The sequence below is a fragment of the Mesorhizobium sp. M0514 genome (assembly GCF_040321145.1).
Classification (GTDB): domain Bacteria; phylum Pseudomonadota; class Alphaproteobacteria; order Rhizobiales; family Rhizobiaceae; genus Mesorhizobium.
In genome coordinates this window covers 21,181-38,484 of sequence record NZ_JAMYQZ010000063.1, presented here as the reverse complement: position 1 = coordinate 38,484, position 17,304 = coordinate 21,181, and the positions used below count along the sequence as shown (strand labels likewise).

Sequence of the window (17,304 nt, the reverse complement as noted above, 5' to 3'; positions counted from 1 at the left end):
ATTTCAGGTCGAACAGACCTGAAATCATCCGGCTCTAGTGTTTGACCGCGCCTTCTGTAAGGGCGCGTACGAAGTATCGTTGCAGGAGGAGGAACAGCACCACGACGGGCACGCTCATCATGAAGCTGGCCGCCATCAGGCCCGGAAAGTCCGTCGTATTCTCCGAGAAGAAACGTTGTATGCCGACCGGCAGGGTCAACTGCTCGTTCTTGGAAAGGAAGGTGTAGGCATAGATGTACTCGTTCCAGGCGCCAATGAAGGAATAGATAGCTGTGGCGATGATTCCGGGCGTCGAGAGAGGCATCACGATCAGGATGAAGGCCTGGAACCGGGTCGCCCCATCGATCCGCGCCGCCTGCTCGAGCTGCACCGGAATGTTGTCGTAAAAGCCCTTGAGCAGCCAGATCGCCAGCGGCAGGCCGAAGGTGAGATAGGTGAGAATGAGCGAGCCATGCGTGTTCACCAGCCCGATCGCGCGCATCAGGATGAAGAGCGGCACGAGAAAGATCACCGCCGGGAACATGTTGCGCAAAAGCACGGTGAAGAACAGGAAGTTTCGACCGGGGAAACGAAAGCGCGAAAAGGCGTAGGCCGCAGGAACGGCCACGATCACCGAAAGGATTGTGGTGACGGTCGACACGTAGAGGCTGTTCCAGAAAAAACGCAGGAAGTCCTGGCCGACGCTGTTTTGCGGATCGAGCAGCTTTTGGTAGCTGGCCAGGGTAGGCTCTTCCGGCCACCATTGCGGTGGGAACTGCATCGCCGCGAAGCCGGACTTGATCGAGGTGATCAGCATCCAGATCATCGGCAACGCGGTGTAAAGCAGCATGAACACGAGGAAGATGCGCCCGGCCCAACGCCATCCGTCGATGCGCATGCGGCGCCGGGCCGGACGTCGAGGGACTGTCTCGACGATCGTGCTCATGCGCTCCCCTCTTTGCGCTCGTTGCCGGCCAGCGCACGGACGTAGAAGTAGCCCAGCACCATCAGCATGAGGAACAGGAGTACCGAATAGGCCGATGCGACGCCCCATCGCTGCCGGCCGAAGGCGAGCTCATAAATGTGGGTGATCCAGATGTGCGAAGCGTTCGACGGCCCGCCACCGGTCATGATCCACGGGATGATGAAGGAATTGAAATTGGCCACTGCGAGCAGCAGGATCGTCACCGTCGAGACGTTGCGCAGATGCGGGAAGGTGACGTGCCAGAAACGCTGCCATGCATTGGCCCCGTCGACTTCCGCGGCGCGCAACAACTGGTCGGGGACCGTCTGCAAACCGGCCATCATCATGATCATGGCAAACGGAAACTCGCGCCAGATATTGACGACGATCAAGGAGGGCAGCACCGTGCTGACGTTGTCGATGAAGTTCGGCGGCCGGTCAGCCAATCCGAGGCCGACCAGCACCGCGCCGATGATGCCGAAGTCCGAATGGTAGATCCACTTCCAGATATAGGAGGCGGCAACCGCGCTGATGACCCAGGGAATGATCAGGATAGCGCGCAGGACACCCCGGCCGATAAACTCGCGGTGGAGGGCCAGCGCGGCGGCAAATCCCAAGGCAAAGGCAACGAAGGTAGATGCGATCGTCCAGATCAGGGTGTTCAAGGTGACTTTCCAGAACACCTGACTGGTGACGATGGCCGTGTAGTTGTCCAATCCGATAAAGGTCTTGTCGCGGAGCTGCAGGCCAGGCGGCGTCTTAAAGAACGACAGCTCGACCGTGTAGTAGATCGGATAGGCGATGACGATGAGCATCACGGCGATCGCTGGAAGCACGTAAGCGTAGTCGGCGCGATGCTCCCAGATATTCCGCAGCACGCCGGAGCTACCGGGTTGCAATCTTCGGCGAGCCTCGGCCTTGCCGGTCACGATCGTCACGATGGCGTGCCCTTGTTGTTAGGAGCAAACCGGCTGCACGCACTGTCGGCACAGCCGGTCGGATCGCAGGTCAGGCCCGGACTAGAGTCCGTCCATCAGGTTTTTCACCTTCTCGGCCGCATCGTCGGCAGCCTGGTCGACGGTCATCGCTCCGGTCAGGGCGTTCTGCAGCATGTCCGGGACGATGATATTCATGATCTCGGGCGACTGCGGCAGCGCCGGGAACGGAATGCCGTATGGCAACATCGAGGTGGTGACATCGAGGAACTTGATGTTGTCCAGACGTTCCTTCATCCATTTGGTCTTGAAGCCGTTGAGGTTGCCCGGGTTCGAGCCGGCATACGCCATCTTCAGCGACCATTCAGGGCTCGTCCACATGCAGATGATGGCCTTTGCAGCCGGCTCGTCCACCTTGCCGCCCTCGACATATTCGGGCTTCAGGATGTGAATGTTCGAGCCGCCAAACACGACGGCGCGCTTGCCGTCGGGGCCGGTCGGAATCAGGCCATAGCGCATGTTGTCGATGACGGTCTGCGCCTTCTCCTTGTCGGCGCCCGTTGCCTTCTTCTGCAGGTCGAGCATGACGTTATAGTCGGACGGGTGCGAGACCATCATGCCGAGTTGGCCGGCGACGAACAGGGGCTGGTTATCGGCCTGCTGGTTGGTGAGGGCCGAGACCGGAACCGACTTGTCGCGAACATACATGTCGTAGGAGGCTTGCAACGCCGCCTTGCTCTGCGGGCTATTGAGCTCGACCTCCTTATAGGTCGGGTTCGCGGAGGCTTCGTCGAAGACACCGCCGCCATAGGCCCATAGTTGCGGCATGAAGCGGTACGGCGTGTTGCCGGCGTTCTTGCGCGCCACGAGGCCGTAGCCGGCTATGCCGAGCTTGTCATGGATCTGCTTGGAATATTTGACGACGTCGTCCCAGGTCGCCGGAGCCTTGTCCGGATCGAGGCCCGCACGCTTGAAGATGTCGGCGTTCCAGATGAACGCCATCGTCTCATTGTTGGTGGGAATGCCGTAGGTCACGCCATCCCAGGTTACCGCCTTCATGGCGCCGGGCCAGAAATCCTCCGTGGGATAGCCCACATCTTCCGGCTTGAGCGGCTGCAGATAACCCTTCGAGGCGAACTCGGTTCCACCCAGGATTTGCAGGCGGACCGCCATCGGCGCGGCATTGCCCAGCAGCGCCGTGCGGAACTTGTCGAGAAGGTCGTTGTAGGTGAGGGCCTGATCCTCGAGCTGGATGTTCGGATAGGTCTTGCGGAAGGTCTCGAAGAAATCCTTGTAGTACTGACGCAGCAGGTCGGGGTCGCCCTCGAACACGCCCTGATACCAGAACGTCAGTCGCCCCTTGTAGTCGAGCGGAGTGACCTTGCCGCAATCGGCGGCCGTGTCGAAATCCTGTGTGCCGGCGATGGAGCGCACATATTCCGGCGACCACTTGCTCAAATCGACTGGCGGCGAACCCAGCGCCGATCCCGACATGAGCGACGCCATCAAAGCAGTGGCGACAGTGCCGCGCAGGACGGCACCGCCGAGTGTAATCCTCGTCATAGTATCCTCCCAGATTCTCCCATGCCGCTGTGCGCCAAGGGGCTCGTTCGACCGTGCGGGATGCGTCCTTCTGCTCAATGTATCCCTTCGATCATCTGGTACGTTTTCAGATCGTGGATTGCCTGTCAACGCACCCGATCGTACATTGTTTGCAAAACCCGTGTATGATATCGAGCATGTGATGTACTAATCGGGGGAGCCGGCTTTGGCCGAAACAAGCGATTTCAAAGCAGAGCCACCCGTGGGGATTGATCCCATCGGGGCGTCCAGCGAGGGCGCCTCGCTTTATGAACTGATCCGGGAAGACATCATCGAGGGACGGCTCGCCGCCAACGAACGACTTGTGGTTACCGATCTCGCCCGGCGTCACGGCACCTCGACCAACCCCGTACGCGAGGCGCTGCAGCTGTTGCGAGGGGAGGGCTTCGTCACCTTTGTCGCCAACCGTGGCGCGCGCGTCCGGCCCATAGACCAGGATTTTGTCCGGGATATCTACGAGATCGGAGTCCTGATCGAGCCGGCCCTGACGCGATGGTTCGTGAACATGGCGACCGGCGAGGACATCGCCGAACTCGAACGCATCCAGGCTCTGATCGAAGAGAACAACTTCACCGACACATTGCGGCACAGTGAACTGGATACCGCCTTCCACACCGTAATGTACCAGCGCCACTACAACCGCCATGCCGCCGAGCTTTGGTGGAAGCATCGCGAAGTGCTGCGAGCCGTGAGCCGGCGTTTCAATTTCACGCTCGCGCGGCGGGCCGCCATCATGCGTGAACACCGCGAGCTCATCGCGCATATCAAAGCCGGAAATGCCGACGAGGCGGCCGAACTCATTGCCCGCCATGTCGAGGGTTCCGGCCGGCACGTTCTCGAACAGATGCGTGCGCGCAACGCCGCTCGGGCCGGATAGAACTTCCAGCCCAGAAAATCATTGGTCCGGCCATCAGACAGAGGTAGTTGAGAGATGAAAATCACGAGCGTTCGGCCGTGGCTGATCAAGTCCGATGCTTCCTATTGGGGGGAGTTCCTGTTCGTCGAGGTGACGACCGACGAAGGGGTGAGTGGCTGGGGGGAAATCACCACCACCACAAGGCTCGCCAACCGCGCGCTGTGCACGATCCTGCGGCAGATCGGTGTTGCCGTCACAGGTGAGGATCCGGCGCGCATCGAGCATCTCTGGCACAAGATTTTCCGCAGCTTCACCTATATGGGCAGCCGCGGCGCCGCAGTCGAATGCGTGAGCGCTATCGACATAGCGCTCTGGGACATTCGCGGCAAAGTTCTAGGCAAGCCGATCTACGAGCTGCTGGGCGGACCGGTGCGCGATGAAATCGCGCTCTATACCCATCCCAACCAGGCCAAGTTTAACAGCAAGGAGGCTGTGGTCCGCGAAATTCGAGACATCGTCGAATCCGGACACACCGGGCTGAAGTTCGATCCTTTCCCCCACCAGGGCCGCATCGCCGATGGCTTGGCGCGCGAACAGCGGGACGGCTACCTCGATGGCGGCATGACCCGCAAGGACGAGCGCGAGGCTGCCGAACTAACGGCTTTGATCCGTGAAACGGCGGGGCCCGATGTCGACATTCTCATCGACGCGCATGGCCGCTTCGACGTCCCCACCGCCATTCGCCTCTGCCGAAGCCTCGAGGAAGCCGGCCAGATCGACTGGTTCGAGGAGCCTTGCCCGCCCGAGAGCCTCAATGCCCTGAAGCAAGTGCGCGAGAAGGTCAGCGCCCCTATCTCGTGGGGCGAGCGCGGCCACACCAAGTGGGATTTCGTGCCGGTGCTCGAGAACAGGCTTGCCGACTACATCATGCCGGACGTCACCTGGACCGGCGGCATTACCGAACTGAAGAAGATTTCCGCCCTGTGCGAAGCCTATTACATCCCGGTCTCGCCCCATGACGCCGCCGGACCGATCAACGTGGTTGCGGGAGCGCAGGTGATGATGACGGTTCCCAACTTCTACAAGCTCGAAACGTCCGAGTGGAACCTTGATAAATACAATCACCTCATCGACAGACCGCTCGACGTTTCGAACGGCAGCCTCAAGCTGACGTCGAAGCCGGGTCTGGGCGTCGAGATGAACCGCGACTACCTGCAGGCCCACGAGATAGAGCTTGGCTAGCAACGCTCATGCCGGCCGGGCGTGCGGGGCGCCACCAGTCAGAACGAGGATAAGCCATGGCAAAGACGGGTAGCGCCGGCGAGGCGCTCAATCGGGTAAATACGAACTCCAGGCCGAGCGACCTGTGCATCACCGACCTGCGCGTCGCCGAAATCGTCGGCGCACCGTTCACCTCGGCGCTGGTCAAGATCTACACCAACCAGGGCATTGTCGGCCTGGGCGAAGTGCGCGACGGCGCCAGCGCGACCTATGCGCTGATGCTCAAGAGCCGGTTGCTGGGCGAGAACCCTTGCGACGTCGACCGGCTGTTCCGCCGCATCAAGCAATTTGGCGGCCATGGACGGCAAGGTGGTGGTGTCTCGGCAGTCGAGATCGCGCTGTGGGATCTCGCTGGCAAGGCCTACGGCGTGCCGGTCTACCAGATGCTTGGCGGACGGTTCCGCGACAAGGTGCGGGTCTATTGCGACACCGACGCGGACAAGCCCAGCGGCACCGAGACCGGCAAGCGGCTCAAGGCGCGGATGGATCTTGGCTTCACCTTCCTCAAGATGGATCTCGGTCTGGCGCAGATCGCGCACATATCGGGCGCAGTGGTGGCGCCGGCCGGCGTGCTCGACGGTTTCCGCAGCCATGCCGCTCGCGGCCCGGCACGCACGCTGGACGAGCGCCGGGCGCGCAACGCCGCCTATGATGCGCAGAACGTGCCGCATCCCTTCACCGGCCTCCATTTCACCGAAAAGGGCCTCGACCTGCTCGATCAATATATTCACGAGGTCCGCGAGGTGATCGGCTACGAGGTCCCGCTCGCCATCGACCATGTCGGCCACATCTCGCTGCAGGACGGCATCCGTCTGGCCCGGCGGATCGAGAAATACGCGCCGGCCTGGCTCGAGGACGTGATCCCCTGGCAGTACACCGAGCAGTATCGGCAGCTGCAGCAGGCGACCTCGGTGCCGATCTGCACGGGTGAGGACATCTACCTCAAGGAAGGCTTCGAGCCACTGCTCAACGCCGGCATCTCGGTCATCCATCCGGATCTGCTGACCACCGGCGGCATTCTCGAGACCAAGAAGATCGGCGACGCGGCGCAGGAGCATGGCGTTGCCATGGCCATTCACATGGCGGAAAGCCCGATCGCGGCAATGGCCGCCGCGCATGTCGCTGTAGCCACGGAAAACTTCATGGCGCTCGAATATCACAGCGTCGAAGTCGACTGGTGGGACGATATCGTCACCGGCCTGCCCAAGCCGCTGGTCAAGGACGGCTTCATCACCGTGCCCGACAAGCCTGGTCTGGGCATCGACGACATCGTCGACGAAGTGATCAGCCAGCACCTGCAGCCCGGCGTCACCGGCATCTGGCAACCGACCGATCACTGGGACGACGAATATTCCTGGGACCGCACCTGGAGCTGACTCTACACTTCTTTCCTCGGAGGGAGAGGTGAACAGAAGGATGGACCATGATCTACGAACTTCGCATTTACGACTGCGTGCCGGGCCAACTGCCGGCGCTGCTCAAGCGTTTCAACGACCATACCTTGGCGCTGTGGGATAGACATGGCATTCGCCAGGCCGGGTTCTTCACCACGGTGGTCGGCGAAAGCAGCAATCGACTGACCTATTTCATCGCCTGGGAATCCCTTGCCGAGCGCGAAGTGAAATGGAAGGCCTTCACCACCGATCCGGCATGGCTCGAGGCCCGCGACGAGTCCGAGCGCGATGGCCCGATCCTGGCCAATATTTCCAGCCAGTTTCTCGCGCCAACCGCCTTCTCGTCGGTGAAATAGAGGACATCATGAAGATCACCGATCTCAGGTGCGCCGTCATCGGCAAGCATCCCATCGTGCGCATCGTCACCGACGAAGGCCTCCATGGCCTCGGCGAGGTTGAGTACACCAAGTCTTATCTCAAGCCCTGGGTGCTGCATTTCCGCGACGCGCTGATCGGCGAGGACCCGACCGATGTCGAACGCGTGATGTTGAAAATCCGCCAGCGCGGCTCGTTCAAGCCCTACGGCGCCGCCGTCAGCGCTATCGAGCATGCTCTGTGGGACATCGCCGGCAAGGCGGCAGGCGTTCCGGTCTACAAGCTGCTCGGCGGCAAGGTGCGCGACAAGGTGCGGGTCTATAACGGTTCCATCCGCAAGAAGCGCACCGGCGACAGGCCGGAGGATTACGCGGCCGACGTCAAATGGATGATGGAGCGGCCGGAAAACTTCTTCATGGTCAAGCAAGGCATCAGCTTTCATTCCAACATGAAGACCAGCGTCCCCGACTTCCACTACGGCGTGCGTCAGCCGCCGACCTATCACGGCGCGATGGACCAGGGGCAGATCAGCGAGCGCGGCATGGCGCATATGATCGAATGCGTCATCGCCATGAAGGAGGTGCTCGGCGACGAGGTCTCGCTGGCGCTGGATTGCGGCCCCGGCTGGTTCCTGCCCGACGCCATCCGCTTCGCGCGGGCCGTCGAAAAATACAATCTGATGTGGCTGGAGGACATGTTGACCGGCGACTATGTGCCGTGGGTCAACCCGCAAGCCTACCGCGAACTCACCACATCGACGTCCACCCCCATCCACACGGGCGAGCAGATCTACCTGCGCCATAACTTCAAGGAACTGATCGAGACGCAGGCGGTTCGCGTCATCGGTCCGGATCCCGCCGACATCGGCGGCATCGCCGAGCTCAAATGGGTGGCCGAGCACGCCTACATGCACTCGATCATGATGGCGCCGCACGGCACGGCGAACGGGCTGCTCGGCCTCGGCGCGCTGATCAATGTCTGCGCCACGCTGCCGGCCAACTACATCGCCTTCGAATATCCCAGCGCCTCCGACCCCTGGTGGGAGGACATCGTCATCGGCCTGCCCAAGGGGCAGATCGTCAGGGACAGTATGGTGGACCTGCTCGAAGCTCCGGGACTCGGCCTCGATATCGACGCCAAGGCAGCGAAGAAATACTTGGCGGAAGAGGACGCCGGTTTCTTCGACCGATAACGATCCGAGGCGACCTGAGCGTCAAGGGCTATCGAAGGGCTCGCATACATGGGTGGGCGTCCACGCCGTGGCGCCTATTTCGTTTCGGGCAGCATCTCGTCCATCAACTGCTTGACGGCCTCGGCGGATGTTTTCATCCCGGCTTCGTCCATGGCCCAACCGGCGAAGCGTTCCAGCAAGGTGGCGAACGTTACCAGGTCCTGCTCATCCCATCGTGCCAGCGATCCGGCGAAAATCCGCCATTTGGTCTGGCGCACCGCCGCCACGAGGCGCTCACCCTTGGCGGTGAGTTTGAGGCAGATGCGGCGGGCATCGCGTTGCGATGCGACACGGCAGGCATAGCCGCGTTCGACGAGGTCGGCCGCGATGCGGCTGGCGCGCGACGGATCGATCTCGAGGCGCTCGGCGATGACGCCAACCGTCACCTCATCCTGCTGGGTAGCGCTGAAAATCGGATTGTTCGCGATGGCGCTGATCGCATCGAGATGGCTCACTTCCAGCGAAGGGTCTACGCGCGCCAGGATCATGCGGCCGAAGTCGCGGCGCTGGATCGAGCGGCGCACCTTGCTCATTACCGCATCGATGGCGGCCACGGCCTCGGCCGCCGGTTCGGACAGGCCGCTGCCGCGCGCCAGACCGGCGAGGTCCCGATCGCCGCGCGTCTGGAACAGGGATGGAAATCGGTCCGGACTGCTGGATGCGTTGCTGCTCATCCATAGCGCGTTAGCAAGAATATATGCTGATGTCAATTATATGCTGAGCGCATATATCTGGTTGACACCTCTCGGCTGTGGGCACATAAATCGCGCCCCAAGCTACGGAGACACCGATGACTGTCGAGCAGACGCTGCCGGACACAGCGCCCGTGGAGGCCCAAGTCAGGCCCGACCTTACGACCTTGATCGTCTATTTCGGCGCGCTGATCGCCATGTTCATGGCAACCATCGACATGCAGATCGTCGTCACCGCCTTGCCCACCATTGCCGGCGAACTCGGCAATCTGCATTTGTTCGGCTGGGTCGGTGCCGCCTACCTGCTGTCGACCGCCGCGGTCTCGCCATTCTACGGCAAACTCGGCGACATGTATGGCCGCAAGAATGTCGTGCTGACGGCGATCGGCCTGTTCCTGCTGGGCTCGCTGGTCTGCGGCATGGCATGGTCGATGGAGAGCCTGATCGCCGCGCGCGTGCTGCAAGGCATCGGCGGTGGCGGCCTGATGGTCTCGGCCTTCGCCATGATCGGCGAACTGTTTTCGCCGCGCGACCGCGCGAAATATCAGGGCTACAGTTCGGCGGTGTTCGCGCTGTCATCAGTGCTCGGCCCGTTGGCCGGCGGCTACATCACCAGCCTGTTCGGCTGGCGCTGGGTGTTCCTGGTCAATCTGCCGATAGGCATCATCGTGCTGGCGGTGCTGGCCTTCGCCATGCGCAGCCGGTTCAACGAGAAGCGGCACCGCATCGACTATCTCGGCGGCGCGCTGCTCGCCATCGGCACGACGGCGATCGTTTATTGGGGCTATCACGTGCTCGACCCCAACGGACCGGACCTCATCACCTTCGCGCTGCCGCTGCTGGCAGTGGCCGCCATCACCTTGTTCGTCATGGTCGAGCGGCGGGCCGAAGAGCCGATCTTACCTCTGCGGCTGTTCGGCAATTCGACGGTCAGCATCGTCTCGGGCGTGTCGCTGGTCGCCGGAACGGTGACGCTGGGTATGTTCTTCTATTTCGCCCTCTACATGCAGACGCTGACGGGCCTGAGCCCGGCCGAGGTAGGCTTCCTGTTCCTGCCGGCGTCGCTCACGTCCATGGTCATTTCGATCGTGGCCGGGCGGGTGATCGCGGCAACCGGACGCTACAAATGGATGCCGGTGGTCGCCATGGGTATCGGCGGGTTTCTGATGCTGGGCTTCGTCCTCACCAACCAGCACACGCCGATCTGGGTGCTGGCGACGATGATGGCAGTGTTCGGCATCAGCATGGGCCTGCAGTTCCAGGTGCTGATCGTGGCGATCCAGGCGGCAGCACCCCTACAGGATATCGGCGCGGTGACATCGCTGATCACCCAGGCGCGGACGCTCGGAGCATCGCTCGGACTGGCGCTGAACGGCGCGGTGATGATCTGGGCGCTGAACCGGCAGACAGCCGAGCTTCCTGCAGACGCCGCCGCCCTGCTGCCGGGTGGCCTGAACGGGTTGACGCCGCACCTCGCATCGAGCCTGCCGGGCGCGATCCGCGAAGTGGTGCTCGACCATTACTCCAGTGGCTTCAACGTGATGTTCATCTGGGTGGCGGCGCTCTATTTCGTCGCCATGGGGCTGACGCTGCTGCTCGAGGACAAAGAGATCCCGAAGCGGGCCTGAGCCAAAGCTTGTGTCATGCGCTGGGTTTAGGCATTTGGCGATGATCTGAAATCACCGAGGAGGACAGCCATGATCATCGACACTCATCTGCACCTGATCGACCTGTCGGCGCTGCGCTATCCCTGGCTCAGCCGCGAGTCGGCGCTCAACCGCGATTTCCCGCACGCAGAATATGCGATCCAGGCCCGCCGCGCCGGTATCGAGGCCGCGCTGCATATGGAGGTCGACGTCGATGAAGCCGACATCCAGGCCGAGACCAGCCATGTGAAGGCGCAGTCGCTGGAGAAGGGCAGTCTGTTGCGCGGGGCGATCGCCTCCTGCCGCCCGGAGGAGGCCGGCTTCGCCGCCTATCTCGGGCGCCAGCAAGCCGACCCTTTCGTCAAGGGGTTCCGCCGCGTGCTGCATGTCATGCCGGACGAGCTTTCGGACAGCGTTCTGTTTCGCGAAAACATCAAGCGGCTTGCCGGCACAGGCCTGACCTTCGACCTCGTCGTCCTGCCGCATCAAATTCCAAGGGCGGTTGCGCTCGCTGATCTGGCGCCGGATGTGCAGTTCGTGCTCGACCATTGCGGCGTGCCCGACATCAAGGCCAGTGCGGAACATCCGTGGCGCGAGCATTTGACCGAGATCGCGCGGCGTCCCAATGTCATCGGCAAGATCTCCGGCGTCGTCGCCTATGCCGATGCCGGCTCATGGACCGTCGAGACCTTGCGCCCCTATGTCGAGCACACGATCGGCATTTTCGGCTGGGACCGCGTCGTGTGGGGCAGCGACTGGCCGGTGTGCACGCTTGGCGGTGGCCTTGCCACCTGGGTGGCGGCGACACACGCGCTGATCGCGGGCGCCAGCCCTGAGGAGAGGACGAAATTGCTGTCGGGCAATGCCAAGCGGATGTGGAAGCTGTAGCGCGGTCGGACACCGATTGCCTGCAAGCGCGCAGAACGCCATCATAGCGCTACTTCACGCCAATACCTGCCGTCAGGCCGCCATCGATCCTGTAGTCCGCGCCGGTGCAGAAACCGGCCTTCGACGAGCACAGGAAGGCGATGAGTTCCGCCACTTCCTCCGGTTCGCCGATACGGCCGAGCGGATGCGCCGCGCCGAACCGCTTGTAGGCCTCTTCGACATCGGCATCGCTGCCGCCGTCACCGCGCGCAGCCTTCTCCAGGATCGGCGTGCGGATCGAGCCCGGGCTGACCGAATTGACGCGGATGCCTGATGCCGCGTAGTCGAGCGCCAGCGAGCGCGTCAGCGTGTGGATGGCGCCCTTGGTCGTGGCATAGGCGGCGACGTTCTGCTGGCAGGCAAAGCCCTGCACCGAGGCGACGTTGACGATGGCGCCGCCTCCGCGCTTGATCATTTCCGGAATGCCGAAATGCGCGGTCAGGTAGATCGAGCCGACATTGACCGTCATCGTTCGGTTCCAGGTTTCCCAGTCGGTGGTCGTCGCCGTGCCATAGGGATGGACGGCGGCTGAATTGACGATGACATCCAGGCCGCCGAACTTCGCGACGCCAGCCGCGACCGCGTCGCGCACCTGATCGGAAACGGCGACGTCGGTGTCGATGACCAGCGCTGCTGCTCCAGTGCTTTCCAGTTGCGCTTTCAATGACGCGTTGGCGGCGCGGTCGATGCCGCAGGCGATGATTGCGGCGCCACCGGCCGCAAGGCGTGTGGCGGTTGCCAGGCCGATTCCGGTCGTCCCGGTCACCAGGGCGACCTTGCCGTCGAAATCCATCATTTCTAAAAACTCCTCCATTTTCTATCGACTCCCATCGGGGTCCAACAATAAGTTGCCAACCTCTCGCAGAAGGAAAGCCGAAAATGGAACAATGCTGGCGCTGGTATGGGCCCGATGATCCGGTGACGCTCGATCATGTCAAGCAGGCGGGCGCCACCGGCGTGGTCTCGGCGCTCCACCATATCTATGACGGCCGGGCGTGGCCTGAGGCCGAAGTGCTGGAGCGCAAGCGCATTATCCAGGAAGCAGGACTGACCTGGTCGGTCGTCGAGAGCATTCCGGTCCACAATTCCATCAAGATCGGCGCGCAGGAACGCGAGCGCTATGCCGGCTATTACCGCGATTCGATCCGCGCGCTGGCCAAGGCCGGCATCGCCACGATCTGCTACAATTTCATGCCGGTGGTGGACTGGACCCGCACCGATCTTGCCTACCGGCTGCCGACGACAGGCTACGCCCTGCGTTTTGATGCCGTTGATTTCGCCGCCTACGATCTGTTCGTGCTGAAGCGCAAGAACGGAGCTGACAGCTACACGCCGGCGCGTATTGCGCAGGCGGAAGCGCGGCTGAAGGAATTGCCGCCCGAGAAGATCGACCAGATCGAGCGCAATCTGATCGCCGGCCTGCCGGCTACAGAGCGCAAGTATGACCGCGACAGTTTTCGCGAGGCGCTTGCGGACTATGACGGGATCGGGCCGAAGGAGTTGCGCGACAACCTCGCGTGGTTCCTGCGCGAGATCATTCCGGTGGCGGAAGAGGAGGGGGTGCGCATGTGTATCCACCCCGACGATCCGCCGTTTTCGCTCTACGGCCTGCCGCGCGTCGTTTCGACCGCCGAGGATGCGCGTTTCATTCTCAATGCCGTCGACAGCCAGGCCAATGGGCTGACGTTCTGCACCGGGTCCTACGGCACGCGCGCCGACAACGACATCGTCGCCATGGTCAAGGAATTCGCCGACCGCATCCACTTCGCCCATCTGCGCAACATCACCATCGAGGATGACGGCTCGTTCTACGAGGCCGAGCATCTCGAAGGCGGCACCGACATGGCGCATGTCATCCTGGCGCTGATGCAGGAGGAGGCGCGCCGCCGCAAGGAGGGGCGCGCCGACTGGCAAATCCCGATGCGGCCGGACCATGGCCACCTGCTCGCCGACGATATCGGCAAGACAAGGATCAATCCCGGCTACTCGCTGATCGGGCGCCTGAAGGGCTTGGCCGAATTGCGCGGCATCATGCGGGCCGTGGAAACGTTTGGGCTGGCTTGAAGGGGCAACGAACTGCGTTCAATGCCGACGCCGGCTCAGCGTGCGTCGCTGTAGATAATGCGGCCGGCGCGGAATGTCGTCCGATGACAATCAGATACCACGCTCGATCACGATCGCCCGGTCGCGGTGAGGCTCGTGATACAGCCGGTTGCCCTCATGGATTTGCACGGCCCTTAGTACGGCGCGCGGCTCGCTGACGGACGAGGAACCTAGCCGTTCGCCCCACGACCTGGCGGCGTGCTATTGTGTAGTGAAGTTCCGTTGCCCCGAGGCGAGCTAGAGGGGTACTCGGAAATCAAGTATGAATCACGAATAATGCAGTATTGATTTACGTTCGCGCAAGCAAGGGAACTGTAGTGATGGATGGGTACGACGGTCGTCGGAATGCGTTAAAGAAACTATACGTTTTCTCGATGTTTTTCGTTTTATTCACTTCAACATTGGTTATTTACGGAATTGGCGGATGGGTGGTTGCGTTTGGCAGCAGTGACTTCCGAGAAAGCCATGGTAGGAGAGGTATTTTTTTGGTTTTGTTAGCATGCTGCATGTTTTATGGATATATAAACTATGACGAACATGAAATAAAAATCAGAATAAAACGGGATGAGCGCAAAGCTCTTTTGATGAGATTTAAGTAGATTGTTTTAATTATATTTGTGTCCTTGTTTGTCCTTTTAATTGCCTAGAGATAATCTCACTATCGGAATGCGCCCAATCATGGCGAAAGGCCATGCACTTGAACACGGGACCACACAAGACACCTCCGATTGCCAGGTTGACAGAAAGCTGACAATGTATCATATCCGAAAAGCTGAGTATGTATCATATTATTCAGCGCTAGGAGAAAGACCGGCAAAGCCGGCGTCCCAGGGAGGCAATTTTGGGAGAGGCTATCAGCCAGTGGAGCAATTGGTCGGGCTATGTCACGGCCACGCCGCAGGCTTTTGCCGAACCGCAGAGTCTCGATGAGCTGAGTGGTGCCATTCGCAACGCGCCGGGACCTGTTCGATTCGCTGGCACGGGCCATTCCTTCACGCCTCTGGTTAAGAATGACGGGACGATCCTGTCGCTTGATCGCTTCGAGGGCCTGAGGTCGCACGATCCCGAAAGGCTGACAGCACGGGTCGGCGCCGGCACCAAGATCGGCGCGCTGGCAAAGCTGTTGCACGGCGTCGGCCAGGCGCTGCCGAACATGGGCGACATCGACAAGCAGGCGTTCGGCGGGGCGCTGGGCACCGCCACCCACGGCTCGGGCATCACGCTCGGCGCTTACCATACCCAGCTCGAGGCGATGCAGATCGTCGACGGGCGTGGCGCCGTGAAAGAGTTCGACCGTGCCAAGAGCCCCGACATGATCGAAGCCATGGGCGCTTCGCTCGGCGCTTTCGGCGCCGTCACCGAAGTGACGATCCGCAACGTGGCGAGTTACCGGATGCGGCACCGCCGCTGGACGGCGCCGATTGCCGATGTGCTTGCGCAATTCGAAAGCACCATGACGGCGCATCGTTCGGCCGAGTTCTACTATGTGCCGTTTTCCGGCCAGGCGCTGCTGATTGCCAGCGACATCACCGAGGCGCCGGCGACGGTGCGTCCGCCGACGGAAGACGACGATGCGGTGACGACGCTGAGAAAACTGCGCGACTATCTCAGCTGGCTCCCTTGGCTGCGCCGCCGTCTCATCGGCTCGGCCTTCGCCAAGGTGCCGGCCGAGGATTATGTCGAGGAGTGGCTGAAGGTCTTCACCTCCGAGCGCAACGTCAAGTTCAACGAGATGGAATACCACCTGCCGTTCGAGGAAGGGGCGGCCGCACTCAGCGAAATCATTGCGCTGCTCGAGACGCGGTTTCCAGAGGTCTATTTTCCGATGGAGGTGCGCGTCGTCGCGCCCGACAATGTCTGGCTCAGCCCCTTCTACAAGCGCCCGACCTGTTCCATCGCCATCCATCACGGCGTCGAGCGCGATCCGATGGCGTTCTTCAACGCCGCCGAGCCGATCTTCAGGAAGCGCGGCGGCCGCCCGCATTGGGGCAAGATGCACAGCCTGACATCAAGGGAATTGAGCGCGCTCTATCCGCGCTGGAACGATGCGATGGCGGTCCGCCGCGAGATGGACCCGGACAACCGCTTCGTGTCGCCCTATATTGCCAGGCTGCTCGGCGTCGCGGCATGAGCCTGACCGACACCTATTTCGCGGAAATGTCGGGCGCGCTCAGGGCAGCCGGGATCTTTCAGCCTTGCCTGGTGCTCGATCTCGACCGGCTCGATCACAACATCGCTGCGATCAAGGCGAAGTTCGCCACGGGCCTCGATCTGCGCCTCGTCGACAAGTCGCTGCCATGCCTGCCGCTGATCGACTATATCCGCGCGGCGTTTGCGACCGACAGGCTGATGACCTTTCATCTGCCGATCAGCGCCGAGATGCTGAAAGTGTTTCCCCAAGTCGATCTCCTGTTGGGCAAGCCGATGCCGGTTGCCGGCGCCAGGCACGCGCTGACGAAGGGCGTTCTCGCCGGGCTCGGCGAAGCTACGTCGCGCATCGTCTGGCTGATCGATACCGAGGAGCGGCTGGCCGCCTATGGCTCGCTTGCCGCCGAGCTCGACCGCGAGCTGCGCGTCTGCTTCGAGGTCGATGTCGGCCTTCATCGCGGCGGTATCAGCGATCCCGACTCACTGGCCCGGGCAGTTTCCGCGTTGGCGAATTACCCGCGGCTGAAATGCGAAGGCGTCATGGCCTACGAGGCGCATATCGGCCATATCCCCAAACTGCTGGGAGGACCGGCCAAGGCGCGCGTCAAGGCGATCAGCCTGTTTCGCCAGTATGTCGCTTGCCTTGCCGCCGACCAGCGCAAGATCCTCAATCTTGGCGGCAGCAGCACCGCATTGCTCTATGACAGCTGGGTCGGCGCCAATGAATTGTCCATCGGATCGGCTTTTATGCTGCCGACCGATTTCGATGTGCCGAGCCTCAGCCAATTGCGGCCTGCCGCATTCATCGCGACGCCGATCCTGAAAGTGGTCGATTCCCAGGCGCCGGGCCTCGACCAGCGCTCCTGGCTGCTGCAGAAGCTCGGGCTGTTGCCGCGGCGCGGCTGTTTTCTCTATGGCGGAAAATGGATGGCGAAGCCCGTCCATCCCGTGGGGATGAAGACCGACAAGACGTTCGGCTTTTCGACCAATCAGCAATTCATGGCGCTGCCCGACAACGTCAATGTCGGGCCTGACGACTACGCCTTCCTGCGTCCGACGCAGAGCGAATTCGTGCTACAGCAGTTCGGTTCGATCCAGGTCTATTCCGGCGGGAAATTCGTCGAGCAATGGGCCGCACTGCCGTTTTCGTAGAGCAATTCCAGGAAAAGTG

General features: G+C 61.7%; 15 protein-coding genes. 10 read left to right on the top strand and 5 right to left on the bottom strand.

The features are described 5' to 3' along the window. Nucleotides 1-34: 34 nt before the first annotated feature. The 3 genes from NKI61_RS23100 to NKI61_RS23090 all read right to left on the bottom strand — a co-directional run bounded on the left by NKI61_RS23100 (nt 35) and on the right by NKI61_RS23090 (nt 3,441). Complete coding sequence (locus tag NKI61_RS23100) at nt 35-925, bottom strand: carbohydrate ABC transporter permease (RefSeq protein ID WP_023714612.1); 891 nt, start codon at nt 923-925, stop codon at nt 35-37. Continuing rightward, on the bottom strand, nt 922-1,881 hold the full coding sequence (locus NKI61_RS23095; RefSeq protein WP_023714611.1) for a carbohydrate ABC transporter permease: 960 nt from the start codon (nt 1,879-1,881) through the stop codon (nt 922-924). Before NKI61_RS23095 ends, NKI61_RS23100 begins: the two co-directional genes overlap by 4 nt. An 81-nt stretch (nt 1,882-1,962) precedes the next feature. Then, on the bottom strand, nt 1,963-3,441 hold the full coding sequence (locus tag NKI61_RS23090) for an ABC transporter substrate-binding protein (protein ID WP_023712166.1): 1,479 nt from the start codon (nt 3,439-3,441) through the stop codon (nt 1,963-1,965). Nucleotides 3,442-3,646: 205 nt separating this feature from the next. On the opposite strand from NKI61_RS23090, the gene NKI61_RS23085 reads away from it, so the two are divergent. The 5 genes from NKI61_RS23085 to NKI61_RS23065 are packed head-to-tail and all read left to right on the top strand — an operon-like array spanning nt 3,647 to nt 8,578. Continuing rightward, nucleotides 3,647-4,357, top strand: coding sequence for a GntR family transcriptional regulator (locus tag NKI61_RS23085; protein ID WP_023681193.1), 711 nt, complete (start codon nt 3,647-3,649; stop codon nt 4,355-4,357). 54 nt (nt 4,358-4,411) lie between these two features. Next, entirely contained in the window at nt 4,412-5,578 is a 1,167-nt protein-coding gene (locus tag NKI61_RS23080; RefSeq protein WP_023712165.1) for a mandelate racemase/muconate lactonizing enzyme family protein, read from the top strand. A gap of 56 nt (nt 5,579-5,634) precedes the next feature. After that, entirely contained in the window at nt 5,635-6,993 is a 1,359-nt protein-coding gene (locus NKI61_RS23075) for a mandelate racemase/muconate lactonizing enzyme family protein (RefSeq protein WP_352840945.1), read from the top strand. Between the two features lie 47 nt (nt 6,994-7,040). Next, nucleotides 7,041-7,367, top strand: a complete 327-nt coding sequence (locus NKI61_RS23070) for an NIPSNAP family protein (RefSeq protein WP_023712163.1) — start codon at nt 7,041-7,043, stop codon at nt 7,365-7,367. Nucleotides 7,368-7,375: 8 nt separating this feature from the next. Beyond that, the gene (locus NKI61_RS23065; protein ID WP_352840943.1) at nt 7,376-8,578 is read left to right on the top strand and encodes a mandelate racemase/muconate lactonizing enzyme family protein; all 1,203 of its coding nucleotides are present in this window, start codon (nt 7,376-7,378) and stop codon (nt 8,576-8,578) included. A gap of 74 nt (nt 8,579-8,652) precedes the next feature. Here the strand turns inward: NKI61_RS23065 and NKI61_RS23060 are convergent, their stop codons facing one another. Further along, nucleotides 8,653-9,291: a MarR family winged helix-turn-helix transcriptional regulator gene (locus NKI61_RS23060; RefSeq protein ID WP_352840942.1), complete on the bottom strand. Its 639-nt coding sequence runs from the start codon at nt 9,289-9,291 to the stop codon at nt 8,653-8,655. 116 nt (nt 9,292-9,407) lie between these two features. Between NKI61_RS23060 and NKI61_RS23055 the strand changes: the two genes are divergently transcribed. Continuing rightward, a complete protein-coding gene (locus tag NKI61_RS23055; protein ID WP_352840939.1) occupies nt 9,408-10,937 on the top strand; it encodes an MDR family MFS transporter in 1,530 nt (509 codons plus the stop codon). A 69-nt stretch (nt 10,938-11,006) separates the two neighbouring features. Continuing rightward, nucleotides 11,007-11,843 (top strand): amidohydrolase family protein, encoded by an 837-nt coding sequence (locus tag NKI61_RS23050; protein ID WP_352840938.1) that lies wholly within the window; start codon nt 11,007-11,009, stop codon nt 11,841-11,843. A 49-nt stretch (nt 11,844-11,892) separates the two neighbouring features. Here the strand turns inward: NKI61_RS23050 and NKI61_RS23045 are convergent, their stop codons facing one another. Then, nucleotides 11,893-12,678, bottom strand: coding sequence for an SDR family NAD(P)-dependent oxidoreductase (locus NKI61_RS23045; protein ID WP_023668110.1), 786 nt, complete (start codon nt 12,676-12,678; stop codon nt 11,893-11,895). 83 nt (nt 12,679-12,761) lie between these two features. Between NKI61_RS23045 and uxuA the strand changes: the two genes are divergently transcribed. The 3 genes from uxuA (at nt 12,762) to NKI61_RS23030 (ending at nt 17,285) form a co-directional block, all read left to right on the top strand. Then, nucleotides 12,762-13,946: a mannonate dehydratase gene (gene uxuA, locus NKI61_RS23040; protein WP_023668111.1), complete on the top strand. Its 1,185-nt coding sequence runs from the start codon at nt 12,762-12,764 to the stop codon at nt 13,944-13,946. A gap of 880 nt (nt 13,947-14,826) precedes the next feature. After that, nucleotides 14,827-16,116: a D-arabinono-1,4-lactone oxidase gene (locus tag NKI61_RS23035; RefSeq protein ID WP_023687893.1), complete on the top strand. Its 1,290-nt coding sequence runs from the start codon at nt 14,827-14,829 to the stop codon at nt 16,114-16,116. Continuing rightward, nucleotides 16,113-17,285, top strand: coding sequence for an alanine racemase (locus NKI61_RS23030; RefSeq protein WP_031238077.1), 1,173 nt, complete (start codon nt 16,113-16,115; stop codon nt 17,283-17,285). The genes NKI61_RS23035 and NKI61_RS23030 overlap by 4 nt, the downstream gene beginning before the upstream one ends. Nucleotides 17,286-17,304: the final 19 nt, after the last annotated feature.

Coding starts and splice junctions, on each gene's coding strand:
- NKI61_RS23050 (WP_352840938.1), top strand. CDS start 11,007: ATGATCATCGACACTCATCTGCACCTGATCGACCTGTCGGCGCTGCGC.
- NKI61_RS23090 (WP_023712166.1), bottom strand. CDS start 3,441: ATGACGAGGATTACACTCGGCGGTGCCGTCCTGCGCGGCACTGTCGCC.
- NKI61_RS23045 (WP_023668110.1), bottom strand. CDS start 12,678: ATGATGGATTTCGACGGCAAGGTCGCCCTGGTGACCGGGACGACCGGA.
- uxuA (WP_023668111.1), top strand. CDS start 12,762: ATGGAACAATGCTGGCGCTGGTATGGGCCCGATGATCCGGTGACGCTC.
- NKI61_RS23060 (WP_352840942.1), bottom strand. CDS start 9,291: ATGAGCAGCAACGCATCCAGCAGTCCGGACCGATTTCCATCCCTGTTC.
- NKI61_RS23070 (WP_023712163.1), top strand. CDS start 7,041: ATGATCTACGAACTTCGCATTTACGACTGCGTGCCGGGCCAACTGCCG.
- NKI61_RS23100 (WP_023714612.1), bottom strand. CDS start 925: ATGAGCACGATCGTCGAGACAGTCCCTCGACGTCCGGCCCGGCGCCGC.
- NKI61_RS23080 (WP_023712165.1), top strand. CDS start 4,412: ATGAAAATCACGAGCGTTCGGCCGTGGCTGATCAAGTCCGATGCTTCC.
- NKI61_RS23065 (WP_352840943.1), top strand. CDS start 7,376: ATGAAGATCACCGATCTCAGGTGCGCCGTCATCGGCAAGCATCCCATC.
- NKI61_RS23030 (WP_031238077.1), top strand. CDS start 16,113: ATGAGCCTGACCGACACCTATTTCGCGGAAATGTCGGGCGCGCTCAGG.
- NKI61_RS23055 (WP_352840939.1), top strand. CDS start 9,408: ATGACTGTCGAGCAGACGCTGCCGGACACAGCGCCCGTGGAGGCCCAA.
- NKI61_RS23075 (WP_352840945.1), top strand. CDS start 5,635: ATGGCAAAGACGGGTAGCGCCGGCGAGGCGCTCAATCGGGTAAATACG.